Origin of the sequence: Enhygromyxa salina, from assembly GCF_000737335.2 — a bacterium.
GTDB classification, from domain to species: Bacteria; Myxococcota_A; Polyangia; order Nannocystales; family Nannocystaceae; genus Plesiocystis; species Plesiocystis salina_C.
In genome coordinates, this window is record NZ_JMCC02000110.1 from 16,827 (window position 1) to 40,177 (window position 23,351).

Genomic DNA, 23,351 nt, shown 5'->3' on the forward strand with positions numbered 1-23,351 from the left:
ATGTTCGTCGCCGCCGGGCTTGGCCTGGCGCTTGGCGGCTGCACGGAGATCCCGGACATCGCGTACGAGACCCAGCACTTCGAGATTGCGCCTGACTTCGACTATCCAATCTGCGCGGGCACGTTAGCCTACTTCGAGTCGCACCTGCGTTTCGTCGAGTCGTCACTGTCGCGAACTGTCCCGTTTGGCGAACGCATCAGGTTCTACTGGATTACAAAGAACCTCGATAGTTGGTGCAGTGAGCGGGCGCTTGGCTGCTACTACCCTGGCACCCGCGTCATCATCGGCACGGGCGAGAGCGTCAGCCACGAGATCGTCCACGCGGTGCTCAACGCCGAGGCGCAGACCAATTACTTCCTCGAGGAGGGCGTCGCGGAGCTCTACTCGGGGGTCGGGGCCTACCGTCGGCCCGCGCACGACTCCCGGCCCGATCCCAGCGAGCTGCTGTGGCTGTCGCCAACGGACTACCGGTTTGGCGAGCTCGACTACGCCGTCGCCGCGCACTTCATGGCCTACGTCGAGCACCAGTTCGGCGACGGCTCGACCCGTGGGATCGCCGACGTGGTCGTGACCGCCGCCGGGCCACCCGAGCTCGAGGCCAGCTTCAAGCGCTTCACCGGGGTCAGCTTCGCGCAGCTCGGCGAGGACTACGACCGCTACGCCAGCAACTACTATCGGGGGCTGCACGACGAGGACATCACGCCGATCGAGACCAAACGCTGGATCGACGTGTCACTGCGCTGCGATCAGGACGACACCTTTGGCCCGCTCCCCGACGCTTCGCCGGGCATGTACCGCAGCCTCCGCCTCGAGCTCGATGAGCCGCGTACCGTCGACATCGAGCTGCGCGCACCCGAGCGGGTCAGCGTCGAGATCGTCGACGTTCGCCGCGAGCGAAGCTACGGCGTCGTCCTCGACTTTCGCCATCCCAAGCCAAGCGGGGCGCACGAGCACCCGATCGTCCGCGGTGGCGAGTCGACCGCCGTGCATCTGCGCGCTGGTACCCACCTGCTGACGATCTCGCAGTCCGACTACGAGTACAGCGACGCGTTCTTGCGCGTGGACCCCCGCCAATTCCCGCGCGGCGACGACAGTCAGTAACCCGCGCGTCACGCATCGCCTCTCACGCATCGCGTGCCACACGCGAGTCGTCCGCGTACCTTGTTGTCCAAGATTTCACGCTAGCGCCCCTGACGACCCTCTGTGGATGGGCTATGGCGGCGAGCGAGGCTACCCTCGCCGCGCGAACAGATGTCCCACCCAATCCCAGACTATGATCTCGACCAGCCGACCAGCGCAGACCTGGTTGGTTCGCTCGAGCAGATCATGGGTCCCGACCAGACACGCAGCGCGATCGACCGCGCCCTTCATGCGCTCGGCGCGGAGACCGACGAGCTCACGCAGCTGTCCTCGGCCGAGCTGCTCGATCTCGCGAACATCCTGATCAAAGAGCGCGGCCTGATCAGCGTGTTGGCCCGCTCGTTCTCGATTCGACTGAGCAGCTACCTGCTGTTGGAGGCTGGGGGCCGTTGACCGGGGCAGACCAGCCGCCCCCCGCGCGCGCCCGGCTCGAGGAGCTCGCGGCGCTGCGGCTCGGCGACGCGCTCGACGACCCGATCGTCCAGTCCCTGGTCGACCGCGCCGCAGACCAGCTGCAGCTACCGGTGGCGGCGGTGTCGATCTTGCTCGACTCGGCCCAGTACTTCATCGCCAGCCGCGGACTCGAAGGATGGATCGGCGCGGCCCAGGGCACGCCCGGGGAGTGGGCGTTTTGTCGCCACACAGTCGACGCGCGCGCGCCTTTCCTGGTCGAGGACGCAGGCTCCCACCCCGTGGTCCGCGACAACCCGCTGGTCCGGATCGATGGGATCCGCTGCTACTTGGGGATCCCGCTGATCACCAGCAACGACCACGCGATCGGCACGCTGTGTGTGCTCGGCGACAAGACCCGAGCGTTCTCGGCGTCCGAAGTCGAGACGCTGCGCGAGCTCGCTGGGCGCGTGATGACCAACCTGGAAACCCGCCGCGTGGCGCTCTGACGTCTAGAGCGACGACCAGCTTGAATTCACGACGGCAGGGACGGCCCCAGGCGTGCACTGGTGCGTGGGGTTTAGCGGTTCGCCGGCGCGATCACTCGCTCGGTCCGGCGAGATCGGAGTCGGCCGCGCGCACCATCACGATCCGACTGGCCTGCTCGAGGTCGGCCGCGCAGCGAAACCCGAAGTGGTGAAACGGCTCGTTGCGTGGCACGTGCGGCCGGCGAAAATAGGTCATCGCCCGATCGGGCCCCCAGTACCAGCTGCCGCCGCGCACGACCTTGTGCTTGTGGGTCGTGCAGTCGTCTTCGCCGTCGCAGGGGCCGCGCGGGTTGACGCCAAAGCAGGCGTCGCCGCACTCCGCGTACGAGCTCGAGTACCAGTCGTTGACCCACTCGAACGAGTTGCCGGCCATGTCGTAGAGCCCGTACTGGGTCGGCGGGCGCGATCCGATCTCCCAGACCCGGCCGGTGTCAGGCTTCTCGCCGGCCTTCTTGACCCCGCAGCCGCGCCCGAGCTCCTTGGTCTTGATGATCGCCAGCTCGCAGGTCGCTTCTTCTTCGCCCCAGGGGTAGGTGCGCCCGTCGGTTCCGCGCGCGGCCTTCTCCCACTCCGACTCGGTCGGCAGCCGCTTGCCCTGGGCCACGCAGTAGGCCCGCGCGTCGAACCAGCTGACCCCGTTGACCGGCTGCTGCGGGCGATCGAAGTCCAGGTACTGCGGGCCAGACTTGGGGCACGCGCCGGCCTTCTCGCACGCCTTGTACTGGGCGTAGGTGACCTCGTTGCGATCGATCCAGAAGGTCTGCAGCCAGATCTCGGCCCGCGGGCGCGCGTGCTCGGGGCCCTCGTCGGCGCCGCGGATGAACGCGCCGCCGGGGATGCACGACATCTCGTCTGGGCCGGCATCGCAGGCGAGCATCGGCGTGCCGTCGGGGGCCGCCGGCAACACATCGGGGGCGGCGATCTCCTCGCCGGAGGTCTCGCCCGCGTCGGCTGCGTGCGCGTCGCTTGGCTCGGGCGATGGCGCGGGGGTTGGCGCAGGCGCGACCTGGTCGGCGGGATCGGGCGTGCTCGGGCGCGTCTGCGCGTCACTGCACGCCACGAGGCCCGACGAGGCAATACACAGGACAGCGAGCGCGACCGCGGGCTTGGGACCCATGGGGGCGGTCCATACCATCCCCCGCCATGCTATGACAGCGCGGCCTTGGGCTACCGCAGCCTCCGCGAGTGCGTTGTCGACCTCGAGCGTCATGGACGGCTGGTCCGCGTCGCCCAGCCGCTCGATCCCAAGCTGGTGATCCCCGAGATCCAGCGCCGGCTGTACGCGGCGGGCGGCCCGGCGGTGTTGTTCGAGCGCGTCGAGGGCAGCCCCTTCCCTGCCGTGTGCAACTTGTTCGGGACGCCCGAGCGCGCGCGCTTCTTGTTTCGTGACAGCTTGGCGCTGGTCGAAGCCGCGATCGCGGCCAAGGCCGATCCCACCGCGGTCCTGCGGGCGCCGTGGAAATTTTGGCGGCTCCCGTTCGCGGGGATCCGCTCGCTGCCGCGGACGCGCTGGGTTCGGGCGCCCGTGTTGGCGCACCGCACCAGCCTCGACCAGCTGCCACAGATCGTCAGCTGGCCCGACGACGGCGGGGCGTTCATCACCTTGCCGCAGGTCTACAGCGAAGACCCAGACGACCCCCGGCCGCTGCGCTCGAACCTGGGCATGTACCGGGTCCAGCTGTCGGGCAACGACTACGCGGCGGACGAGGTCGGCCTGCACTACCAGATCCACCGCGGCATCGGGGTTCACCACAGCGCCGCCGCCCGCCGCGGCGAGCCCTTGAAGGTCAGCATCTTCGTGGGCGGGCCGCCGGCCCACACCTTCGCGGCCGTCATGCCCCTGCCCGAAGGGCTCTCGGAGCTGGTGTTCGCGGGCATGCTCGGGCGTCGTCGCGTCCGCCTGCGCGAGCACGAGGGGTTTCGGATCGCCGCCGACGCCGATTTTTGCATCGTCGGCACGATCGATCCCCGCGCGACCAAGCCCGAGGGGCCGTTCGGCGATCACCTGGGCTACTACTCCCTGCGCCATGATTTTCCGGTCATGCGCGTGCACGCGGTCTGGCACCGCGAGGCCGCGATCTGGCCGTTCACCGTGGTCGGGCGGCCACCGCAAGAAGACACCAGCTTTGGCAAGCTGATCCACGAGCTGACCGGGCCCATGGTCCCCGCTTCGATCCCGGGTCTGCATGCGATGCACGCCGTCGACGCGGCGGGGGTCCACCCGCTGCTGCTCGCGGTCGGCTCCGAGCGCTACGTTCCGTACCGGCCGGACCGCCCGCAAGAGCTGCTGACGATCGCCAACGCGATCCTGGGGTTCAACCAAGCGTCGCTGGCCAAGTACCTGATGATCGTCGCGCGCGACGACGCCGAACCCAGCGCGCTCGACCCTGGCGACGAGGCCTCGTTCTTGGACCACGTGCTGCGGCGGGTCGACTGGACCCGGGATCTGCACTTTCACACGCAGACCACGATCGACACTTTGGACTACTCGGGCTCGGGGCTCAACGCCGGGTCCAAGCTGGTGATCGCCGCTCGCGGTGCGCCGATCCGCGAGCTCGCCCGCGCGCGCCCGCAGCTGTCGCTCCCGCCTGGGTTTGGTGAGATCGAGCTCGCGCTCCCCGGCGTGCTCGCGATCTCCGGCCCGGCGTTCGTGGACCCAGCCACCGGCTACGCCAGCGCCGAGCAGCTCGCGGCCGCGCTCGAGCCCGCGCGTGCGCAGCTCGAAGGGCTGCCCTTGATCGTGCTGGTCGACGACGCCGCGTTCACGGCCCGCACCCTGCACAATTTTTTGTGGGTCACCTTCACGCGCAGCAACCCCAGCCACGACGTGCACGGCGTGGGGTCCAGCGTCCAACACAAGCACTGGGGCTGCTCCGGGTCGCTAATCATCGACGCGCGGGTCAAGCCTTGGCACGCGCCCCCGCTCGTCGAAGATCCGATGGTCACCGCAAAGGTCGACGCGCTCGCGGCCGCGGGTGGGCCGCTGCACGGCCTGCTCTGAGCTTCCGACCTGCCGGATCGCGCCGTCGTCGTTCACGGTCCAAACGCCGGGTCAGCTACTATCGAATCATCCAGCGTCGGATACAACGACGAGAAAGTTGCGGGCTCGCCTTGGGCGGATGGCACTTCGCCCGGGTTTCGAGCGTGGCAAGGTTCATGAGGGATGTCTGCCTTTCAGCGATTGATGTGCGTGGTCATCGTTGGGTGTTGGGTGGTTGTTTGTGGTGACTCGAACTCCCTCGAACCAGTCGAGTCCGGCGAATACGTGCTCATCGAGCCCTTCGGCCCGCTCAGGCCGGGCTACGAGGACCTCGTCGGCGCCCAACTCATCATTGACCGAGACGCCAACACCTCGATCATTCGCTACACGCGCGAGGGAACCACTTACGAAGTTCGACACACGTTGGATGGGCCCTGACCGCGCAGCCAGCCCGCCACGACCTCGCAGCTAGCGCTAGCACGCGGAAGCGCTTCCAACGCAACCCAACGCGGATGCGTTGCGTTGCGTTGCGTTGTCCGGGGTCGCGAGTGACTCGGCGCTCAGTTGCCGGCCGGGTGCTTCGAGCTCTTTTGCCCAACCTCGATCTTCAGCAAGCCAACCGGCGCATTCGGACCCGCGCCAAACCCGAAGTTGACCACGAACAAGGACTTCTTGTCGGGGCCGTATTGACCGAACGCGGCGGTGGACGGGAACATGAGGCCATCGCTGCCATCCGCGATCGTCGTGGCTACGCCGCTGTCACGATCGATGCGCAGGACCGACGAGTGGAAGTTTGACACGAGCATCACGTCGCCCTTCTTGTCGATCGCAATGCCGTCTGCGCCGCGCAGGTGCTCGCCCGCGGCGATCACGGAGAGCACCCCCGCCTGCCCGCAATTGTCCTCGATCTCGATCAGCGCGGGGACCTGCGAATTGGTGACGAGGACCGTGCCCGTCTCTTCGTCGTAGGCGATGCCGTTCACGCCGATCGGGAACGGGACCGGCGAGACTTGGGGGTCACCGACGAGCAGCTGATCTTGGACCCAGAGCTGCGGGACACTCGATCCGGCTTCGACCTTGTAGACCGAGCCGCTGATCGACTCCGTCACATACATGTTGCCGTCTTCGTCGAAGGTGAGGTCATTGGGAAACTGGTCACCGCCAAACGCGACGACCCGGACCGTGCTGCCGTCGTCGTCGACCCGCCAGATCCCGCTGGTCGCGGGGTCGAACGAGCCCAGCGCGGCGTACAGATCGTCCCCGTCAAACGCCATGCCAAGCAAGAACCCACTTCCGGGATTGAGCCACGCGTGGGTGCTGCCAACCTTGGTTTTTCGGTCAATGCGGCGGATCTCGCCGGTCCCCGCCAACGTGACGTAAATGTCCCCATTTGGGGCAACCGCGACGCCTTCGGGGAGCTCACCCACAGCCGCGTTGTAGGACTCCACAACCTGAACTTGTGCTGCCAATACGGGAGTTGACACCAATAAAACAATGGATGCGATTGCGTACTTCATCGGACCGGACTCCTGTCGTTGTAAGCCCATCGGCATCGCCATGATGCGATGTCGACACGATAGTGCATTGACGCGATAAATTGATCAAGCCGAGTGGCTGGTTTGGATGGTGCACGACATTAACTACACTCGAGGGTCGCAGGGGTAGACAAAGTCGCGCGATGGATGAGCAACACCTACATCATGCTAATCCGGCAGATTTCCCGCGCGAACGCTCGTTCTGGCCGCAATTCACCCAAAACCCATCGCGCGTGAGTCACGATCCAGGGCGCGTTATCGCCCCTCCCGCGGGCAATGGTCGTCCGGCGGTCACCACAACATTGGTAACACTTGCCGCGGGACGATTACGCCCCGGGTTGGTCGTCATTCAATCGCCACATCGCCCGCGGCGACCCGTGTACGGGGGTCGTCGGGCCGCGGCGGGTCGCTGGTGGTGGCGCGCAGATCGAGGCTCCAGCCGACCCGCTGGGCCGCAGGACTGCGCAGCCGAAACACAATCGGGGGCAGCTCCCCGGCGCCCGGCGGCGGCACCCGGGTGTCTTCGACCTCGACCATGTACCCGCTCGCGCCGCTGGCGAAGCGCCGCTCGAGCAGGAACTCGCCCGCGGCGGACTCGCGCTCTTGCGTCCACACCCGCAGCACCCCCTGACGAAACAGGTCACCGGTTGGAAACGCGTGACCGATCGCCCCCGGGCGCAAGGTCACCTCGACGAACACGCTGCCGCCCTCGCGCCGGGCCACGACGGCGACCCGCACAGCCGCGCCCACCAAGGTCGGATCCTGCATGCCAACGAACGCGTGGCTGCGATGCGGCGCGCCCGCTTGGTCAACCACTGGCATGTGACAGTCGCTGCAACCAACCTGCGCCGCCGCGGCGCGACTGCGCGACCACTCGCCGTAGGTGTCCTGCAGCCACGCCGTGGGGTCGTAGGCCAGGCCCTCGGACGGATCGATCGGTAAGAACCGGAACTGATGACAGGCCGCGCAGGTCTGACTGGTTTCAGCTCGGGCGAGGGCTTCTCGCCCGCTTGCGGACGCTTTCGTAGACTGGTTCACTGCGCGCACCAGCGTCTCGCCCTCGACGTGACAGCTGACACAGTCGACCCCGTCTTGGGCCGCGCGGGCGCTGGGGTCTGGCCCATCGCCCGCTCCCAGGCTCCGCGGGGCGTGGCAGGCGACGCAGCTCGGATCTGGATCAGCGGCGTACTCGCGGGCGACCAGCGGGTCGAGCCAGGCCCGCGCGTGACCAGAGCCCCGCCACTCCTGCGTGATCGCCCGATGGCAGGGCTGGCAGTCGTCGCTGGTCGCCGTCGCGAGCCGCGTGTGGTTCGCACCCGAGCGCGGCTCGCCACTGCGCAGCTCGGCGCGGCCGCACGCCGCTCCAAGCATCAGCGCAACCGAGGCCGCGACCCCACGCCAGCGCATGACGCTCATGACGGGTCAGGATCCAACGCGTCGTCACAGGTCGCGTCATCCCCCCACGGCGGCCGGATCGGCACAATCTCCACGCGTCGGTTGAGCGCCCGCCCCTCCGCCGTGCGGTTGTCCGCGATCGGTACGTCCGGGCCGTAGCCAACCGCCCGCAGCCGCTGCGGCTCGATGCCCTGGCGGATCAGATAGTCGCGCACGGCCTCGGCCCGGCGGCGACTTGGCTGGCGGCGGCGCAGCTGTGGCGCGCGCTCGTCGATGTGCCCCGCGATCTCCAGCTCGATGGTGGGATAGCGGGCCAGCACCCCGGCCAAGCGATCCAACACGGGGCGCGACGCCGGCTCGATGTCCCACTTGTCCGGCGGAAACTCGAGCCCTTCGATCACGCCGATGACCTCGGCGAGATCCGCAGGCAGCACGTCGGGGCAGCCGTCGAGATCATCGAAGCCATTGACGCACTCGCGCTGTTCGGGGCAGGCGTCGTCGGGATCGAGCACGCCGTCTTGGTCGGCGTCACGCAGCGGGCAGCCATCGGGCGGTAGACCCGGCTCACCCGGGCACTTGTCGCTCGAACCCGCGACGCCGTCTTTGTCGGGGTCGGGCTCGGGCTCGGGCTCGGGTGCGACCACAGCGAGCGGATGCTCGGACCCGGGCGCGACCTCGTCCGACGCGCACGAGGCATGGGCCAACGCCAACGCCAACGCCAACGCCATACATTCCGCGCGAACGAACATCCCCCCATGGTACGGGGTCTCGCATCCCGTGGGCGAGCAGGCCCGGATTTCGCCAGCGCAGGGCCAATTGGCTCGGCTCAGCCCGCGTACTCGGGATCGTTGTCTGGCGGCTCCTCGGATCCCGCGATCACGATCGGCTTGGCGAGCTTGGCCCACTCGGGGATCGGGTGCGGCCGCCAGTCTTCGTCGCAGTGTGGATCCGCGAGCTTGGGCTCGTCGGGCGTGACCAGGTTGCCGGCCCCGAGCAGCGCGACGATCAGCGCGCGCGCGTCGGCAGGCCCGGACACGCGATCGATCGCTTCAACGAAGAATTCGTCGCTGTCCTCGCGCACGTGCAGCGGCAGGTGACGGACCCCCGCGATGTGCAGCTCGCCATCGTCGGCCTGGACCAGGCTCAGATACAAGAGCAGCGAGCTGCGGCGCCCCAGCTCCGGCTGGTGGCTGGCAAAATTGCCGAGCGAGTAGAGCACCAGCCCCTCGCGGCCATCTTCACTTACCAGCTTGGTCCACGGCTGGACCACGTGCGGGTGACTGCCGATCACCGCGATCGCCCCCGCGTCGATCCACCGCTGCGCGAGCTTTTGTTCGGCTTCGCGCGGGGTGTGAACGTACTCCTTGCCCCAGTGCGGGGTCACGATCACGGCGTCGACCTTGGCCGCGCGATTGTGGTTGCGCCCGGTCGACCGCAGCTTGCGGATCACGGCCTCGACCGCCGACCCCGAGCCGCACTGCAGCACCTGATCGAGATCGTCGGGGACCCGGTTGGTGTTCCTGGTGCAGGCGATCCACGCGATCTCGAAGCCCCCCACCTTGGTGATGGTGTAGAGCCGCTCGAGCTCGCCCGATCCGCGGGTGCCAACGAATTCGAGCTTGGCCTTGCGCAGCGCCGCGACCGTGCGATCAACCCCGACCGGGCCGCGATCCAGCGAGTGGTTGTTGGCCGTCGACACGATGTCGATCCCTGCCGCGACCAGATCCTTGGCGATCGAGGCGTGATAGTTGAAGCGGGGATAGCTGGTGTAGACGACCCGATCGAATGTGCGACCGGGATCCTCGACCTCCAAGAAGTCTCGATCGAGCCCGTACGCCATGGGGCCCTCGAGGTTGAGGTAGGTCAGATCCGGCTCGGCGAGCAGGTCGGCGATACCAGCCCACAGCACGGCCGCCCCTTGCTTGGACGCGTACGCTTGCTCCTGCAGCTCGTGGTGCAGCAACAGGTCGCCACCGAACGCCAGCGTGATCCGCTTGCCTGGCGAGCACGCGCCGTCAAAGCGCAGGTAGTCCTCGGGCAGCGTCCATGCAGGCTCGGGCGCGGGCTCGGGCGCCGCCTGCCCGGGTGGGTCCGGCTGGGCGGGCGCGCGGGTGGGGTCGAGCGCGTCGGCCCCCACGAGCATGGCCTGGGCCGCGCCCAAGGCCGCGCCCGCGTCCGCTTCAGGATCTGACACACCCCATGCACCAGACCGGACCAGGCCTGGCTCGACCGCCCCATCGTCGACCGGGGCTGGCTTGTTGCAACCAACCGTCAGCATGATCGCCGCCAACGGCGGCGCCCAGTGACGACGTGAGAAACCAGAGCGAGGCACCTGCGGGGATTGTAGTCGGTCTCCGCCGACCTGAGCTACCCGCGGCCCAGCCATGCTGTACGCTGGGACCACGTGTCGAGCCAGCCTCCCTTCGACGGTCCCCCGCTGTTGACCGACACCCTGGCCGCGCCGCCAAGCGCCGCGCTCGGGGTCGGCAGCCTGCTCGCAGATCGCTACCACATCACCGGCGTGCTCGGGGACGGTGGCATGGGCGCGGTCTACCTCGCCGAGCACGTCACCCTGGGCAAGCTCGTTGCGATCAAGGTGCTCAAGCCCGAGCTGACCAACGACTCACACCTGGTCGAGCGCTTCTTTCGCGAAGCCCGGGCCACCGCCGCGGTCGAGCACGAGAACATCATCGACATCCTCGACTTCGGGCAGACCCCCGACTACGCGTACTTCGCGATGGAGGCGCTCGACGGCTGCGAGCTCGCCCACATCGTTGGCCGCGGCCGCAGCATCGGCTGGGCGCGGGCCAAGCCGATCATCGTGCAGATCGCCCGGGCGCTCGCGGCCGCGCACCGAGCCGGCATCGTCCACCGGGACATGAAGCCCGGCAACATCTTCTTGATCACCCGGCACGGGACCGCCGACTTCGTCAAAGTGCTCGACTTTGGCATCGCCAAGGTCGACGACGGCGCGCAGCTGACCCAGGTCGGCATGGTGTTCGGCACCGCCAGCTACATGGCCCCCGAGCAGGCCACAGGCGGCGAGATCGATGGCCGCGCCGATCTTTACGCGGTCGGCTGCATGGTGTTCGAGATGCTCAGCGGCGTGGTCCCGTTCCCCGGCGACAACTTCATGAAGGTGCTGCGTCAGCACGTGACCGAGCGGCCTCCCCGGCTGCGCGACGTCGCCCCGCAGCTCGACGTGCCCGCCCACGTCATCGATGGGGTCGAGGCGCTGATCTTCAAGGCGCTCGGCAAATTTCCGAACGAGCGCTTCGCCGACATGGTCGAGTTCGAGCGGGCCGTGCTCGCGCTCGACGGCGCGCTGCCTCGCGCGCTCGACCACGGCGCCCCGCTCCCGGCGACGTTGATGGGCCACGCGGAACAACCGCCCCACAGCCAGGCCCACAGCCAGGCCCACAGCCAGGCAGCCGGCTACGCCGAGCAACCCGTGGCCGGTCCGCCAACCGACTCGACCGTGATGATGCCAGGCATGGGCGAGGCGGCCCTCCACCCGTCCCACGCCCAGGCGCTCACCCCGATCGCGTATTTGTTCGTCGCGTTCGCGCATGGCACCGACGGCGTGCTGACCACCGAAGAGATGCGGGCGCTCGCGGACCGGCTGCGCCGCTGGGGTCCGCAGGTCGGGCTCGACGGCATCGGCCACGTGCTGCGCGACACCGTGCTCGGGTATCGGCGCGAGCCCAACAAGATCGGCGCGCTCGCCCAGTGTCGCGCGCAGCTGGCCGCCAGCTTCCCCCCCGCCAGCCTCACCCAGCTCGTCGTGGATCTGCGCGAGATCGCCTCGGCCGACGGAAACATCTCGGAGTCCGAGCAGCAGTTCGTCACCGACACCGCTCGGGCGTTCGGGCTGCAGGGCGACAACCGGCTGAGCTCGCTCGCGTTCATGTACCTCGCGCTGGGCTCGGCGACCCAGGGGACCGTGGCCGCGACCGAGATGAAAGTGCTGGGCGAGCAGCTGCGCCAGTGGGCACCCGCGGCGTCGATGACAGAGACCGCCACCGCGCTGCGCGAGGCGGTCAACGAACACAAGGCGCTGCGCAGCGTCGAGGCTCGCCTGGATCGCGCGCGCGCGGCCGCCGAGACCCTGCGCCACTCGACCGACGCCGAGACCCTACGCCACGTGCTCGCGGATCTGTGGCGGATCGCCGGCGCCGACGGTCACATCTCGCCCGAGGAGCAGCGCTTCATCATGGAGATGGTCCAGCGCTTCGGCACGCAGGCGGTTTGACCCCAGCCGGCCGACCCCAGCCCGACTCCACCCCCGGCCCGGGTGACGCCGCCCACCGAGCCACGCGGCCGCCAAGCCCCGACCGTTGGGACGAGTGCCCCACCCTGTTACGCTCGAACGACTGCCAACGACCACCTCGGTGCTCCGTGTCTGATCTGCCCCCGCCGTCCCACCAACCGCCACCCGCCGCGGCCGAGCCCGACAAGCTGCTCGGGACCGTGCTCGCCGAGCGCTACAAGGTCCTCGACCGCATCGGCGAGGGCGGCATGGGTTCGGTCTACGTCGGCCAGCACGTGACGCTTGGCAAGAAGGTCGCGCTCAAGGTCCTCAAGTCCGAGCTCTGCTACGACAAGACGATCGTCGAACGGTTCTTGCGCGAGGCCAAGGCGACCTCGAGCATCGAGCACGAGAACGTCGTCGACATCCTGGACTTCGGCCACACGCCCACGGGCTCGGCGTTCTTCGTGATGGAGTTCCTGCGCGGCCAAGAACTCACCCACGTGATCGAGCAGGTCGGTCGGGTGCCCTGGCCGCGCGCCCGCGCCATCTTGATCCAGACCGCCTATGGGCTGGGGGCGGCCCACGACAACGGCATCATTCATCGCGACATGAAGCCGGGCAACGTGTTCTTGATCAAGCGCAGCGGCCGGGCGGACTTCGTCAAGATCCTCGACTTCGGGATCGCCAAGGTCGAAGACGAGGACGCGCTGACGCGGGCCGGCATGGTGTTTGGGACCGCCGCGTACATGGCCCCCGAGCAGGCCACCGCCGGCGAGCTCGACGGCCGCGCCGATATGTACGCGCTGTCGTGCATGGCCTTCGAGATGCTGACCGGGCGCCTGCCCTTCGACGCCAAGCACCCGCTCAAGATGCTCAACTGCCACATCCGCGAGCCGGCGCCCAGCATGCGCTCGCTGGTGCCCGAGGCCAACATCCCCGAGGCCGTCGACGCGGTGATCTTGCGCGCGCTGTCCAAGCTGCCCAGCGAGCGCTACCCAGACATGTACGCGTTTGCGAGCGCGCTCGAGGCGATCCCGGCTAGCGAAGCTGCACCGGTTCACCCGAATCATGCAGGGCCGCCCCCAGTCGCGCTCGAGGCCACGGTCAACATCGATCTCGAGTCGATGAAGGCCATGCAGGCCCGCGAGCAGGCCCGCGCGCGCGCCCAGTCCGAGCAAACCAGCGAGCGCACCGAGCCCCGTCAGGTCGTGCTGCCCAAGGGCAGCCCCCGCCAGGCCCCGCTCGCCCAGCCGCCGATCCATTCCAAGCCGGGCGGGGCCAAGCCGGGCGGGGCCAAGCTGGGCGGGGGCAGGCTGGGCGAGGGCAGGCTGGGCGAGGGCAACAACAAGCGCCCTCCCCGACCCCAGCCGCGGCGGGCCCCGGTCTCGGCGACCATGGCCATGACCTCGCCGCCGCCGGTGATCCCCGGCGGGATCACCCCGCTCCCGCTCCCGCCCGAGCTCCCCGCGCTCGCGTGGGTGTTCGTTGGCCTGGTCGAGAGCGCCGACGGTCACCTGACCAACGATGATCTCCACGCCGTCGCCAAGCGCCTCAACCGGTGGGTCCCAACGCTGCCGCTCGAGCAGATCAGCTCCTTGGTCCGCCACACGATCGCCGACTATCGGGCGCTGCCAGACGTCGCAACCCGCGGCGCCCGAACCCGCGAGTACAACACCGAGCTCGCCAAGCTGCTCCCGCGCAAGCGCCTGGCCGAGGTCTTGTCTGCGCTCTACGAGATCGCCAGCGACGACGGTGAGATCCGCGACCAAGAGCTGCGCTTCATCGTCAACAGCACCCAGCAGCTGGGCCTGAGCCCGGACCCGCGCCTGCTCGCGATCGCGTTTTTGTACCTGACCCTCAGCGTCGCCGATGGCCGCGTCGACGAAGCAGAGAAGATGGTCCTGCGCCAACAAGCCCAGCAGTGGGCGCCCGACATCTCGATCGCCGAGCGGGCCGTCGTGATCCGCTGGGCGATCGCCGAGTTCAAGCGCCGGCCCGAGTTCCCCGACAAGCTGCTGTGCGCCCGCGAGGCCGCCGAGCAGCTGTCGGTCACGACCGACCGGGCGACGCGACGGCGGATCCTCGCTGACTTATGGCGGATCGCGGGCGCCGATGGGCATATCTCGCCCGAAGAGCAGGCGTTCATCAGCGAGATGGTCACGCTGCTCAAGCTCAACGATTAGCTGTTCGCAGCTCGGGCGAAGGCTTCTTCACCGAGGGCAGCGGGCTGTCTTGTGGTCGCTACCGTGCACATCTGCGCGCGCCAATATCGCAGATCGCATATCTGCGTGATCCAAGCCGGCATATTTGCCAGTCATCGGCCCATCCTCAGGTCCAGCATCGCCCAAATCAGAAGATCTGCACTTTACAATCATGCATATTTGCAGGATCAACCGACTGAACACCCACGCAGTCAGCGATCCGCATCGTGCGCCCCTACGTCCCTCTCACCGTCAAGAGCAACTTCTCGTTCCTCGAAGGCGCGAGCCACCCCGACGAGCTCGTCGAGCAGGCCGTGGCGCTCGGGCTCCCTGCGATGGGCCTGTGCGATCGCAACGGTGTCTACGGGGTCGTGCGGGCCCACGTCGCGGCCAAGAAGCACGGGCCCATGAAGCTGCTGCTTGGGTCCGAGCTGAGCATCGGTGAGCTGCCCGAGCAGCTGTTCGCGTCGCTGCCGGCTGGGCCGTCCACGCGGGGGACCCGCTCGAAGCCCAAGCCCCCCAACCTCGAGGCCCGCGGCTCGGTCGTCGTGTTGGCGCAGTCCCGGGCTGGCTGGGCGCGGCTGTGCCGGCTGCTGTCGATCGCCCACAGCCGCGGCCCCAAAGGCCAGGCCTTGCTCAGCCTCGACGAGCTCGCGGGCACCCGCGCGACCGGGATCTACAACGAAGCCGCCAACACCCCCGCGACGGAAGCGGTCGGCGACGGCCTGATCGCCCTGATCCGCGACCCCGAACATGTGCCAGTGCTCGCCGAGGCTTGGGGTCGGGATCGAGTCTACGCGCTCGTCAGCCGTCACCACCAAGCCGAAGAGCTCGCCCGCGAAGACGCGATCCGGCGGGCCGCGCTGCGCTGCGCTGTGCCCTTGGTCGCCGCGACCGACGTGCTCTACCACTCCCCTGCCCGGCGCCCGCTGCAGGACGTGCTCGCCTGCGTGCGCGCGGGCACGACCCTCGGCGAAGCTGGACTCACGATCCAAGCCAACGCCGAGCACGCGCTCGAGTCGATCCACGCCATGCGCGAGCGCTTCGCCGACTGCCCTGGCTTGCTCGATCGCACCCTCGAGATCGCCGAGCGCTGCCAGTTCTCGCTCGATCAGATCCGCTACGTGTACCCCGGCGAGCACCTGCCCGAGGGCCTCAGCGAGGGCGATCATCTGCGGAAGCTGACCTTGGCCGGCGCAGCCCGGCGCTACGGCGGCGTGATCCCCAGCGACGTCACGGCCCAGCTCGAGCGCGAGCTGCAGCTGATCGCCGAGCTCGACTACGGCGGCTACTTCCTGACCATGAAAGAGATCGTCGAGTTCTGTCGACGCGAGGGCATCTTGTGTCAGGGCCGCGGCAGCGCGGCCAACAGCGCGGTCTGCTACTGCCTGGGGATCACCGCGATCGATCCCGTCCGCATGGATCTGTTGTTCGAGCGGTTCTTGAGCCGCGAGCGCGCCGAGCCGCCCGACATCGATCTGGACATCGAGCACGAGCGCCGCGAAGAGGTGATCCAGTGGGTCTATCAGCGCTGGGGCCGGCGTCACGCGGCGATGGTCGCCAACGTGATCCGCTACCGCGCCCGCTCGTCCGTGCGCGAGGTCGGCAAGGTCCTGGGGCTGCCACAGACCACCCTCGATCGGGTCGCCAAGCTGCTTGGCCACTGGGGCGCCAACATCGACGCGCAGCTGCTGACCAACGTGGGGCTGGATCCGGCCCAGCCTGTTCACACCCACCTGCTGCGGCTCAGCGCCGAGCTGCTCGACTTTCCCCGGCACCTCTCGATCCACCCCGGCGGGTTCTTGCTCGGCAGCGATCCAGTCGACGCGATGGTCCCGATCGAGCCGGCCAGCATGGAGCAGCGCACCGTCATTCAGTGGGACAAGTACGATGTCGAGGATCTTGGCCTGTTCAAGGTCGACCTGCTCGGGCTCGGGGCCCTCAGCCACATTCGCGGGTGCCTGAAGCTGCTGCGCGAGCACGAGGGCATCGAGCTCGAGATGGCCACGATCCCGGCCGACGATCCGCCCACCTACGACCTGCTCTCGCGCGGGGACACCGTTGGCGTGTTCCAGGTCGAGAGCCGCGCGCAGATGGCCATGCTCCCGCGCCTGCGCCCGCGAAAATTTTATGACCTGGTGATCGAGGTTGCGCTGGTCCGGCCCGGCCCGATCCAGGGCGACATGGTCCACCCCTACCTGCGTCGGCGGCAGGGCAAGGAGCGCGTCGAGTTTCCCCACCCCAAGCTCGAGCGGGTCCTGGCCAAGACCTGCGGGGTGCCGATCTTTCAAGAGCAGGTGATGAAGCTGGCGATCGCCGTGGCCGACTACTCCCCGGGCGAGGCCGACCAGCTGCGCAGGGACATGGGCGCGTGGCGATCGAGCGGGCGGATCGAGCAACACCGCGAGCGCATCGTCTCGCGCATGGTCGCCAACGGCATCGACGCGGACTTTGCCGAGCGGGTGTTTCAGCAGATCCGCGGGTTTGGTGAGTACGGGTTCCCCGAGAGCCACGCGGCCTCGTTCGCGCTGATCGCCTATGTCACCGCCTGGCTGCGCACCCATCACCTGCCGGCCTGCGCGTGCGCCCTGCTCAACGCCCAGCCCATGGGGTTTTACTCGGTTGCGACCCTGGTCGAGGACGCGCGCCGCCACGGCGTCGAGGTCCGGCCGGTCGACGTCCGCGTGAGCGACTGGGACTGCACGCTCGAGCCTCGCACGATCGAAGGCGGCGGCGGCGGGCCGCGGCCACAGGATCGGTTTGCGATCCGCATGGGCCTGCGCTGGATCAAGGGCTTTCATCAGGCCGACGCGACCCGCCTGCTCGACGCCCGCGCGGCCCGTCAAGCCACCGACCTGGCCCGCGCCCCCGCGGATCCCCAGCCCGCGCGCCCGTGGACCAGCCGCGGTGAGCTGCGCGCGAACACCAGCCCGTGGCGGGACCTCGACAGCTTCGTGCGCGACGCTGGCCTCCAACAAAAGCCGCTGAAGCTGCTCGCCGAAGCCGGCGCGCTCGAGGGCTTCGACCGCAGCCCACGACCGCTTGGCGACACCACCAGCACTCGCCGCGACGCCAGCTGGGCGGTCCGCGGTTCGCTGGCCCGCGCCGGCGATCGGCTGCCGATCAACGCCAACGCCAGCGCCCGGCAACCAGCGTTTGCCCGCCTCGATCACAACGAGGCGGTCAACTGGGACTACCGCAGCAGCCTGCACAGCACCCGCGGCCACCCGCTCGAGCTGCTGCGCGACGAGCTGCGCCACCACGGCCTGCCCGACGCCGAGACCCTCGACACGCTGCCCAATGGTCGCAAGGTCCGCTATGTCGGCTTGGTGATCTGCAGGCAGCGGCCCGGGACCGCCAGCGGCGTGACCTTTTGTACCCTCGAGGACGAGACTGGATTCGTGAATCTAGTGATCTGGAAGCAGATATTCGAACAACACTCGATTCTGGCGAGGACGGCGATCATCTTGGGCGTGACTGGCCGCGTGCAGCGGGCCGAAGGCGTGACGCACTTGATCGCCGACGAGCTGTGGGAGCCCAAGCTCGCGGCCCAACCCGAGGGCACCCGCAGCCGCGATTTTCACTAGAGCGCCGATCAGTTTGGAGTCGCGTCGTCAGGTGCGTCTGGCGCTCTAGCCCCAAATCCAGCGCTCGTTCACAGCTCGCACAGACCCACGCGCTCGTAGCCCATCAGCACCGCGCCCGCGTCGTAGAACGCCCGACACCGCTCCGCCTCGGTCGGGCACACCATCTCGGGCGGCGCCTCATCGTCGAGGTCACAGATCTCCGTGCAGCAGCCCGCGGCCCCTTCGACCCCGCACCCTTCGGCGTCAACCAAGGCTCCAGGCACGCAGGTCAGCCCGGGGTTGCAGCAGTTGATGCACGCGCACGCGTCCCCGTGGGCGCCAGCGTCACCCGACTGATCCTTGTCGCAGGTCCAGACCCCATAGTCGTCCGCGTAGCAGCCCCAGCCCTCGGCGCAGTCTTGAAAGAACGGATCGCACTTGGTCAGGCACAGCGACAACAGCCCGCCCGTTGCGACCGAGCAGACCTCCCCAGAACCGCCGCAGGCCAGCCCGGGCGAGCAAAACGAGATGCAGACGCCATCGAGCCCGTCGGGGTCGGTTGCCCAGCACAGGTGGTGGTTGGCGCAGGTGTCACTGTCGCCAACCCGCTCGCAGCTGTCGCCCGCGACCCCCTCGCCGAGCAGCTCCACGCAGCGGTTGGTCGGCCCGAAGGGCGTGTCGGTCACGTGGCTGCACTTTTGTCCGGCCTCGCAGTCGCCGGAGCGGCGTGGGTCGCATTCGGCCTGGGGTAGATCGGGCGGGAGCGCGTCGGAGTCGGCCCCAAGATCATCTTCGAAGCCCCCGGGCGCGCCGCCCGACTCGCAGGCCAGCGCGAGCGAGAACGTCAGCCACACCAGCGCGCGGGCGGTTGGCTGGAGTCGAGCCACCCCCAGACGATCGCCGATCCCCGCGTCCCAGATCAACCGGCGCTGTTGTCTGCGCGCGTCGCCGAGTCGCGGACCGGGTCGCGGAGCCGCCCGCGACCCAGCAAGAAACCTCGCCGATCTGATAACAAAGCCGCCCGCGCCATGATATGAGCGCCGACGTGGCCGGACCCAGTCTGCGACCCGACCTTCGGCGCTGGGAGCCAGAGGACGAACTGCCAGCGCGGCGGCTGTTGCTGATCCGCCACGGCCACTACGATCGCGTCGACGACCTTGGTGACGAGGTCTGGGGGCTGTCGGCGCTCGGGCGTCGTCAGGCCGCGCGCACGGGTCGGCGGCTCGCGCGGCTCGTCGATCACTTCCCGGGCAAGCTCGAGGGCATCTACGCCAGCCCGTGGCCCCGCGCCATGCAGACCGCAGAGATCGGCGCGCACCAGATCGGGGTCGACCGCGTGCGGGTCAAGAAGTACCTGCACGAGACCATCCCGCTGGTCCCCGCCGGCCCAAACGGCGGCTCCACCCACCCGGGCCTGCCCGTGACCACCGCCGCGGATCGCCACGAGGTCACGTCGCAGATCGGTCGCATTGTTGGCCGGTTCTTCAAGGGCGGCAACAAGCCCTGCACCTACTTGCTGTTCACCCACGGCAACGTGATCCGCTACCTGCTCACCGAGTCCATGGGCCTGCCCTACGAGACCTGGATGCGCATCGCGATCTATCACGCGTCAATCACCGAGCTGCGGGTGTTTCCGGGCAACGGCACCGCGCTGATCTCCTACAACGAGACCGGGCATCTCCCCCCAGAAATGATCACGGCATGAAGGTGTACCCATTCGTTGCGACCTCGCTCGCCTGCGTGCTCGGCTGCGCCTCGGTTCCGCCCGCGCAACCCAAGAGCCCGCCGCCAACCGTCGACCTCGCAATCGGCCGCGCGCAGGATCCCCAGCAGATGCTCGAGGCCCTCTCGGCCCGGTTCATGACCGCGTACTTCGCCGCCTCGCCGGTCAGCGCGACCAGCCTTGGCGAGCACGCCCACGATCACCGCTGGCCCGATCTCTCGCTCGACGGTCGCACCGAGCAGACCCTGGCGGTCGCCGACATGCTCCACGACGCGGCCGCGATCCCGCGCACCGCCCTGGGCCCGGACCAGCGGATCGAGCTCGACACGATCCGCAACAAGCTCGAGCTGTGGCGCTTCGCCGACGAGGTCGAGCAGGTCTGGCGCAGCGATCCCTTAGCCTACAGCTACTTGATCTCCGCGGGCCTCGACGATCTGATCAGCCGCGAGTTTGCCCCGCTCGACGAGCGCGCCGCGAGCGTGGCCGCCCGGCTCGAGGCGCTGCCGGCCCTCGTGGATCAGGCGATCGCCAACCTCTCGGATCCCGCGCTGATCCGCCGTCCGCAGGCCGAGGTCGCCGTCGGCCAGCTCGCGGGCTTGCGCACGCTGATCGAGGCCGAGGTGCCCGAGCGCACCGTCGAAGCCGCGCCGGTGCTGCGCGAGCGGATCAGCGCCGCGGGTCCGCCAGCGCTCGCGGCCATCGAGCGCCTGCGCGCCCACGTCGAGGCGCTGGTGCCCAAGGCAGAGGGTCGCTGGCGGATCGGCCCCGACGCGTTCGCAACCAAGCTCGCGCTGACATTGCAGACCGAGCTCTCGGCCAACGAGCTGCTCAGCCTCGCCCGCGCCGAGCATCAGCGGGTCCGCGCCGACATGCAGGCCCTCGCCCGCGAGCTGTACCTGGCCATGTACGGCCAAAAGGCGCTGGCCCGGCACGACAAGGGCGCAACCAGTGGCGATCCCGACGCGCTGGTCCGCGAGGTGTTGGCGGCGCTCGCCGATGACCACCCAACCCCCGAGGGCCTGCGCGACGCGGCCGAGGCCAACCTGCAGCGTCTCGACCTGTTCGTCCGCGAGCAGGCGTTGGTCCCGATCGACGAGGCCGAGGTCCTGCAGGTGATCTGGACGCCCCCCCACGCCCGCGGCGTCGCGATCGCAGGGCTCGCGGCCCCGGCCCCGCTCGACGCCGAGAAGCCCGGGCTGCCCAGCTTCTACTTGGTCCAGCCGCTGCCCTCGGCGTGGAGCAACGAGCTGCGCGAGTCGTTCTTGCGCGAATACAACAGCTTCATGCTCGAGATCCTCTCGATCCACGAGGCCATCCCGGGTCACTTCGTGCAGCTGTATTGGGGCAAGCGCGAGCCGTCCAAGGTCCGCCGCGTGTTCGACAACGGCGCGTTCGTGGAGGGCTGGGCCGTGTACACCGAGCGCGTCATGGTCGAGGCCGGCTACGCTGGCGCCGGGCCAGCCAGCGCCACCCAACCAAAGGGCGTCAGCGCGGCGCTGTGGACGGTGCAGCGCAGCGACGATCTACGCGCCAAGGCGATTCGCCTGCACGGCCTGAAGTTCTACCTGCGCACCGTCACCAACGCGATCCTCGACCACGAGATCCACGCCGGAGCCATGACCCGCGAGCAAGCGCTGGAGTTGATGGTCGAGCGCTCGTTTCAAGAGCAGGGTGAGGCCGAGGGCAAGTGGGTTCGGGCGCAGGTCAGCTCGACCCAGCTGTCCACTTACTTTGTGGGGGCCACCGCGTGGTTTCGGCTGCGCGAGCAAGCCGAGCAGCGCGCCGCGGCGGCCGGCAAGCTGTTCAACCTGCTCGAGTTCCACGCCGCCGCGCTCAGCCACGGGGCCCCGCCGGTCCACCGGCTACCAGAGCTGATGGGCTGGGAGTGATCCTATCCCTGCGGCCTAACCCTGAGGATCGATCGGCGGATCCCAGAGCGCGTTCAAGCTCAGGCCGCCCGGGTAGCCGTAGGACGTGGCCCAATCCATGCCGCCCACTAGCACGCCAACCGGATGATCCGCCGTCAGGAACTGGGCACCATCCACGCAGTTCCCCTCGCCGCCGTTGCCAGCGATGTCTAGATCCACCTGCCCGACTTCGTAGTTTGTCCCGGGGATCAGCGTGAAGTGGTCGGCGCTCACGACCCCCAAGCAATCCAGGGTCACCGTTGTCCCCTGCTCGCGGATGATCGTCACGAAGTCGCGCGGGTACGAGGTATCGGTCAAGAACGGCAGCTGCGTCAGCCACTGCTCGACCGGCACCGACTGCAACATATAGGGATCCCCGGTTGGCCCCTGATCGCACGAGCTCGGCGAATTCGACGACTTGACCACGTTGTAGCAGCCCGACATGAACTGCACGAGCAAGAAGGGGTTGTTCGCGGTCGCCTCGAAGCTCTGCGTGGTCCCAAACTCGAATGAATCGCCGCTCTGCGCCAGCTGGATCTGGTTGCCCGCGACCGGCGGGTTCAAGGTGATCGTCGTATCGTCGACCCCCGCGATCACCTTCCAGAACACCTCTTCGGGCTGCGGGTTGATGTTGGGCACGCGGTGCGGGTGGCGGGCGCCCACGTAGTGCGTGCCCCAGGCCGAGAGCGGCAGCATCTGCTCTTCCAGGTGATCGCAGGCGTACCACGGCAGCTCGGGGATCATCGTGCAGTCGATCCCCGAGAACACCGCGACTGGCTTGTCGGCGCCAACGAAGAAGCCGGTGCCATCGGGCCCCGCTTGAAAATTCCACACGTCGAATGCATCGAGCATGTAGTCACCGTTGTCGGTGTACACCGTGGTCGCGTCCTCGGTTGCGACCGCCAGCACGAAGCCGTTTTGCGAGCCCGAGAACGCCTCCCAGCTCGACGCGATATACGACTGATCCAAGGCGTTGACCGGCAACAGCATGCTGGCCTCGGACACGTGTGAGGGCCCGCCGCCGACCGGGAACAGCTGCATCGCCGTAATTGGAACATCCGAGCTGACCCGGAACGCCGCGAGCGGGTTCAGGCCGACCGCCGACGCCATGTGGCTGCCCCCGAGCAACCCGCCGGTGCCGTTGATCGGGGTCAGCACGCTGTGGGTCGGCTCGACCGCGAACGTGGTGATCTCGCGCAGGGTCCCGCCCGGCCCGCGCATGTCCTCGATCGTGACGGTCGCCGCCTCCATGCTCGGGTTCCCGACCGCGATCCCATACGGCAGGCTGTTGGCGTAGCTCGGCACCTGGACCGTGAAGAATTCACAGCCCACGCTGGTCGCCGGGAAGTCGTCGATGTTCGCGCAGGTCGGCGGGATCATGTTGCCGCCGTCGTCCCCGCCGTCGGGGATCTCGGCCATGTCGAACTTGACCTCCCCCTCGTTGCCAGTGTCGCCGTCGCCGTCGCCGTCGCCCGGATCCCCGTCGCCATCGCCCGAGTCCCCGTCGCCCGAGTCCCCGTCACCCGAGTCGGGTCCGCTGGTCCCGAAGGTCGTGATGCCGGTCTGCGAGCCAGCGTCGGTCTCGCTGCCGCCCGCGCCCGCACACGCTGACAACAACGAGAGACTGGCCAACGTCAATGTGGGGATCGAGCGTCGCATTGCGAGCAATGCTCCCGACTCACCGCCGATCGGTCAAGCCCGATCGATCACAGCT

The 23,351-nt window shown here is 68.5% G+C and carries 17 protein-coding genes; 10 read left to right on the forward strand and 7 right to left on the reverse strand.

The window, feature by feature from the left end:
- The 3 genes from DB30_RS32840 to DB30_RS32850 all read left to right on the forward strand — a co-directional run bounded on the left by DB30_RS32840 (position 1) and on the right by DB30_RS32850 (position 2,039).
- Positions 1-1,101, forward strand: coding sequence for a hypothetical protein (locus tag DB30_RS32840; RefSeq protein WP_052556533.1), 1,101 nt, complete (start codon positions 1-3; stop codon positions 1,099-1,101).
- 150 nt (positions 1,102-1,251) lie between these two features.
- Positions 1,252-1,533, forward strand: coding sequence for a hypothetical protein (locus DB30_RS32845; RefSeq protein WP_052556534.1), 282 nt, complete (start codon positions 1,252-1,254; stop codon positions 1,531-1,533).
- Entirely contained in the window at positions 1,530-2,039 is a 510-nt protein-coding gene (locus DB30_RS32850; RefSeq protein ID WP_052556536.1) for a GAF domain-containing protein, read from the forward strand. The genes DB30_RS32845 and DB30_RS32850 overlap by 4 nt, the downstream gene beginning before the upstream one ends.
- A gap of 91 nt (positions 2,040-2,130) precedes the next feature.
- On the opposite strand, the gene DB30_RS32855 is transcribed toward DB30_RS32850, so the two are convergent.
- The gene (locus DB30_RS32855) at positions 2,131-3,195 is read right to left on the reverse strand and encodes a formylglycine-generating enzyme family protein (RefSeq protein ID WP_205633123.1); all 1,065 of its coding nucleotides are present in this window, start codon (positions 3,193-3,195) and stop codon (positions 2,131-2,133) included.
- A gap of 45 nt (positions 3,196-3,240) precedes the next feature.
- On the opposite strand from DB30_RS32855, the gene DB30_RS32860 reads away from it, so the two are divergent.
- Positions 3,241-5,079: a UbiD family decarboxylase gene (locus DB30_RS32860; RefSeq protein ID WP_052556540.1), complete on the forward strand. Its 1,839-nt coding sequence runs from the start codon at positions 3,241-3,243 to the stop codon at positions 5,077-5,079.
- 162 nt (positions 5,080-5,241) lie between these two features.
- On the forward strand, positions 5,242-5,496 hold the full coding sequence (locus DB30_RS32865; RefSeq protein ID WP_052556542.1) for a hypothetical protein: 255 nt from the start codon (positions 5,242-5,244) through the stop codon (positions 5,494-5,496).
- Positions 5,497-5,618: 122 nt separating this feature from the next.
- Here DB30_RS32865 and DB30_RS32870 read toward each other — a convergent pair whose 3' ends face one another.
- From DB30_RS32870 to DB30_RS32885, 4 genes are all read right to left on the reverse strand, one after another.
- Positions 5,619-6,575, reverse strand: a complete 957-nt coding sequence (locus tag DB30_RS32870) for an SMP-30/gluconolactonase/LRE family protein (RefSeq protein WP_146661674.1) — start codon at positions 6,573-6,575, stop codon at positions 5,619-5,621.
- A gap of 363 nt (positions 6,576-6,938) precedes the next feature.
- Complete coding sequence (locus DB30_RS32875; RefSeq protein ID WP_052556546.1) at positions 6,939-8,009, reverse strand: multiheme c-type cytochrome; 1,071 nt, start codon at positions 8,007-8,009, stop codon at positions 6,939-6,941.
- Positions 8,006-8,737: an OmpA family protein gene (locus DB30_RS32880; protein ID WP_146661676.1), complete on the reverse strand. Its 732-nt coding sequence runs from the start codon at positions 8,735-8,737 to the stop codon at positions 8,006-8,008. Before DB30_RS32880 ends, DB30_RS32875 begins: the two co-directional genes overlap by 4 nt.
- 77 nt (positions 8,738-8,814) lie before the next feature.
- The gene (locus DB30_RS32885; RefSeq protein ID WP_146661677.1) at positions 8,815-10,320 is read right to left on the reverse strand and encodes a CapA family protein; all 1,506 of its coding nucleotides are present in this window, start codon (positions 10,318-10,320) and stop codon (positions 8,815-8,817) included.
- Between the two features lie 72 nt (positions 10,321-10,392).
- Between DB30_RS32885 and DB30_RS32890 the strand changes: the two genes are divergently transcribed.
- The 3 genes from DB30_RS32890 to DB30_RS32900 all read left to right on the forward strand — a co-directional run bounded on the left by DB30_RS32890 (position 10,393) and on the right by DB30_RS32900 (position 18,028).
- Positions 10,393-12,240, forward strand: coding sequence for a protein kinase domain-containing protein (locus DB30_RS32890; RefSeq protein ID WP_146661678.1), 1,848 nt, complete (start codon positions 10,393-10,395; stop codon positions 12,238-12,240).
- Between the two features lie 146 nt (positions 12,241-12,386).
- Positions 12,387-14,423 (forward strand): protein kinase domain-containing protein, encoded by a 2,037-nt coding sequence (locus tag DB30_RS32895; RefSeq protein WP_052556554.1) that lies wholly within the window; start codon positions 12,387-12,389, stop codon positions 14,421-14,423.
- Positions 14,424-14,668: 245 nt separating this feature from the next.
- Positions 14,669-18,028, forward strand: a complete 3,360-nt coding sequence (locus DB30_RS32900; RefSeq protein ID WP_052556556.1) for an error-prone DNA polymerase — start codon at positions 14,669-14,671, stop codon at positions 18,026-18,028.
- Between the two features lie 68 nt (positions 18,029-18,096).
- Here the strand turns inward: DB30_RS32900 and DB30_RS32905 are convergent, their stop codons facing one another.
- Positions 18,097-18,894, reverse strand: a complete 798-nt coding sequence (locus DB30_RS32905) for a hypothetical protein (protein ID WP_146661679.1) — start codon at positions 18,892-18,894, stop codon at positions 18,097-18,099.
- A 158-nt stretch (positions 18,895-19,052) separates the two neighbouring features.
- On the opposite strand from DB30_RS32905, the gene DB30_RS32910 reads away from it, so the two are divergent.
- Positions 19,053-19,712: a histidine phosphatase family protein gene (locus tag DB30_RS32910; protein WP_165704061.1), complete on the forward strand. Its 660-nt coding sequence runs from the start codon at positions 19,053-19,055 to the stop codon at positions 19,710-19,712.
- Complete coding sequence (locus DB30_RS32915; protein ID WP_052556561.1) at positions 19,709-21,619, forward strand: DUF885 domain-containing protein; 1,911 nt, start codon at positions 19,709-19,711, stop codon at positions 21,617-21,619. Before DB30_RS32910 ends, DB30_RS32915 begins: the two co-directional genes overlap by 4 nt.
- A 15-nt stretch (positions 21,620-21,634) precedes the next feature.
- Here the strand turns inward: DB30_RS32915 and DB30_RS32920 are convergent, their stop codons facing one another.
- Positions 21,635-23,296, reverse strand: a complete 1,662-nt coding sequence (locus DB30_RS32920; RefSeq protein ID WP_146661680.1) for an IgGFc-binding protein — start codon at positions 23,294-23,296, stop codon at positions 21,635-21,637.
- Between the last annotated feature and the right edge of the window lie 55 nt (positions 23,297-23,351).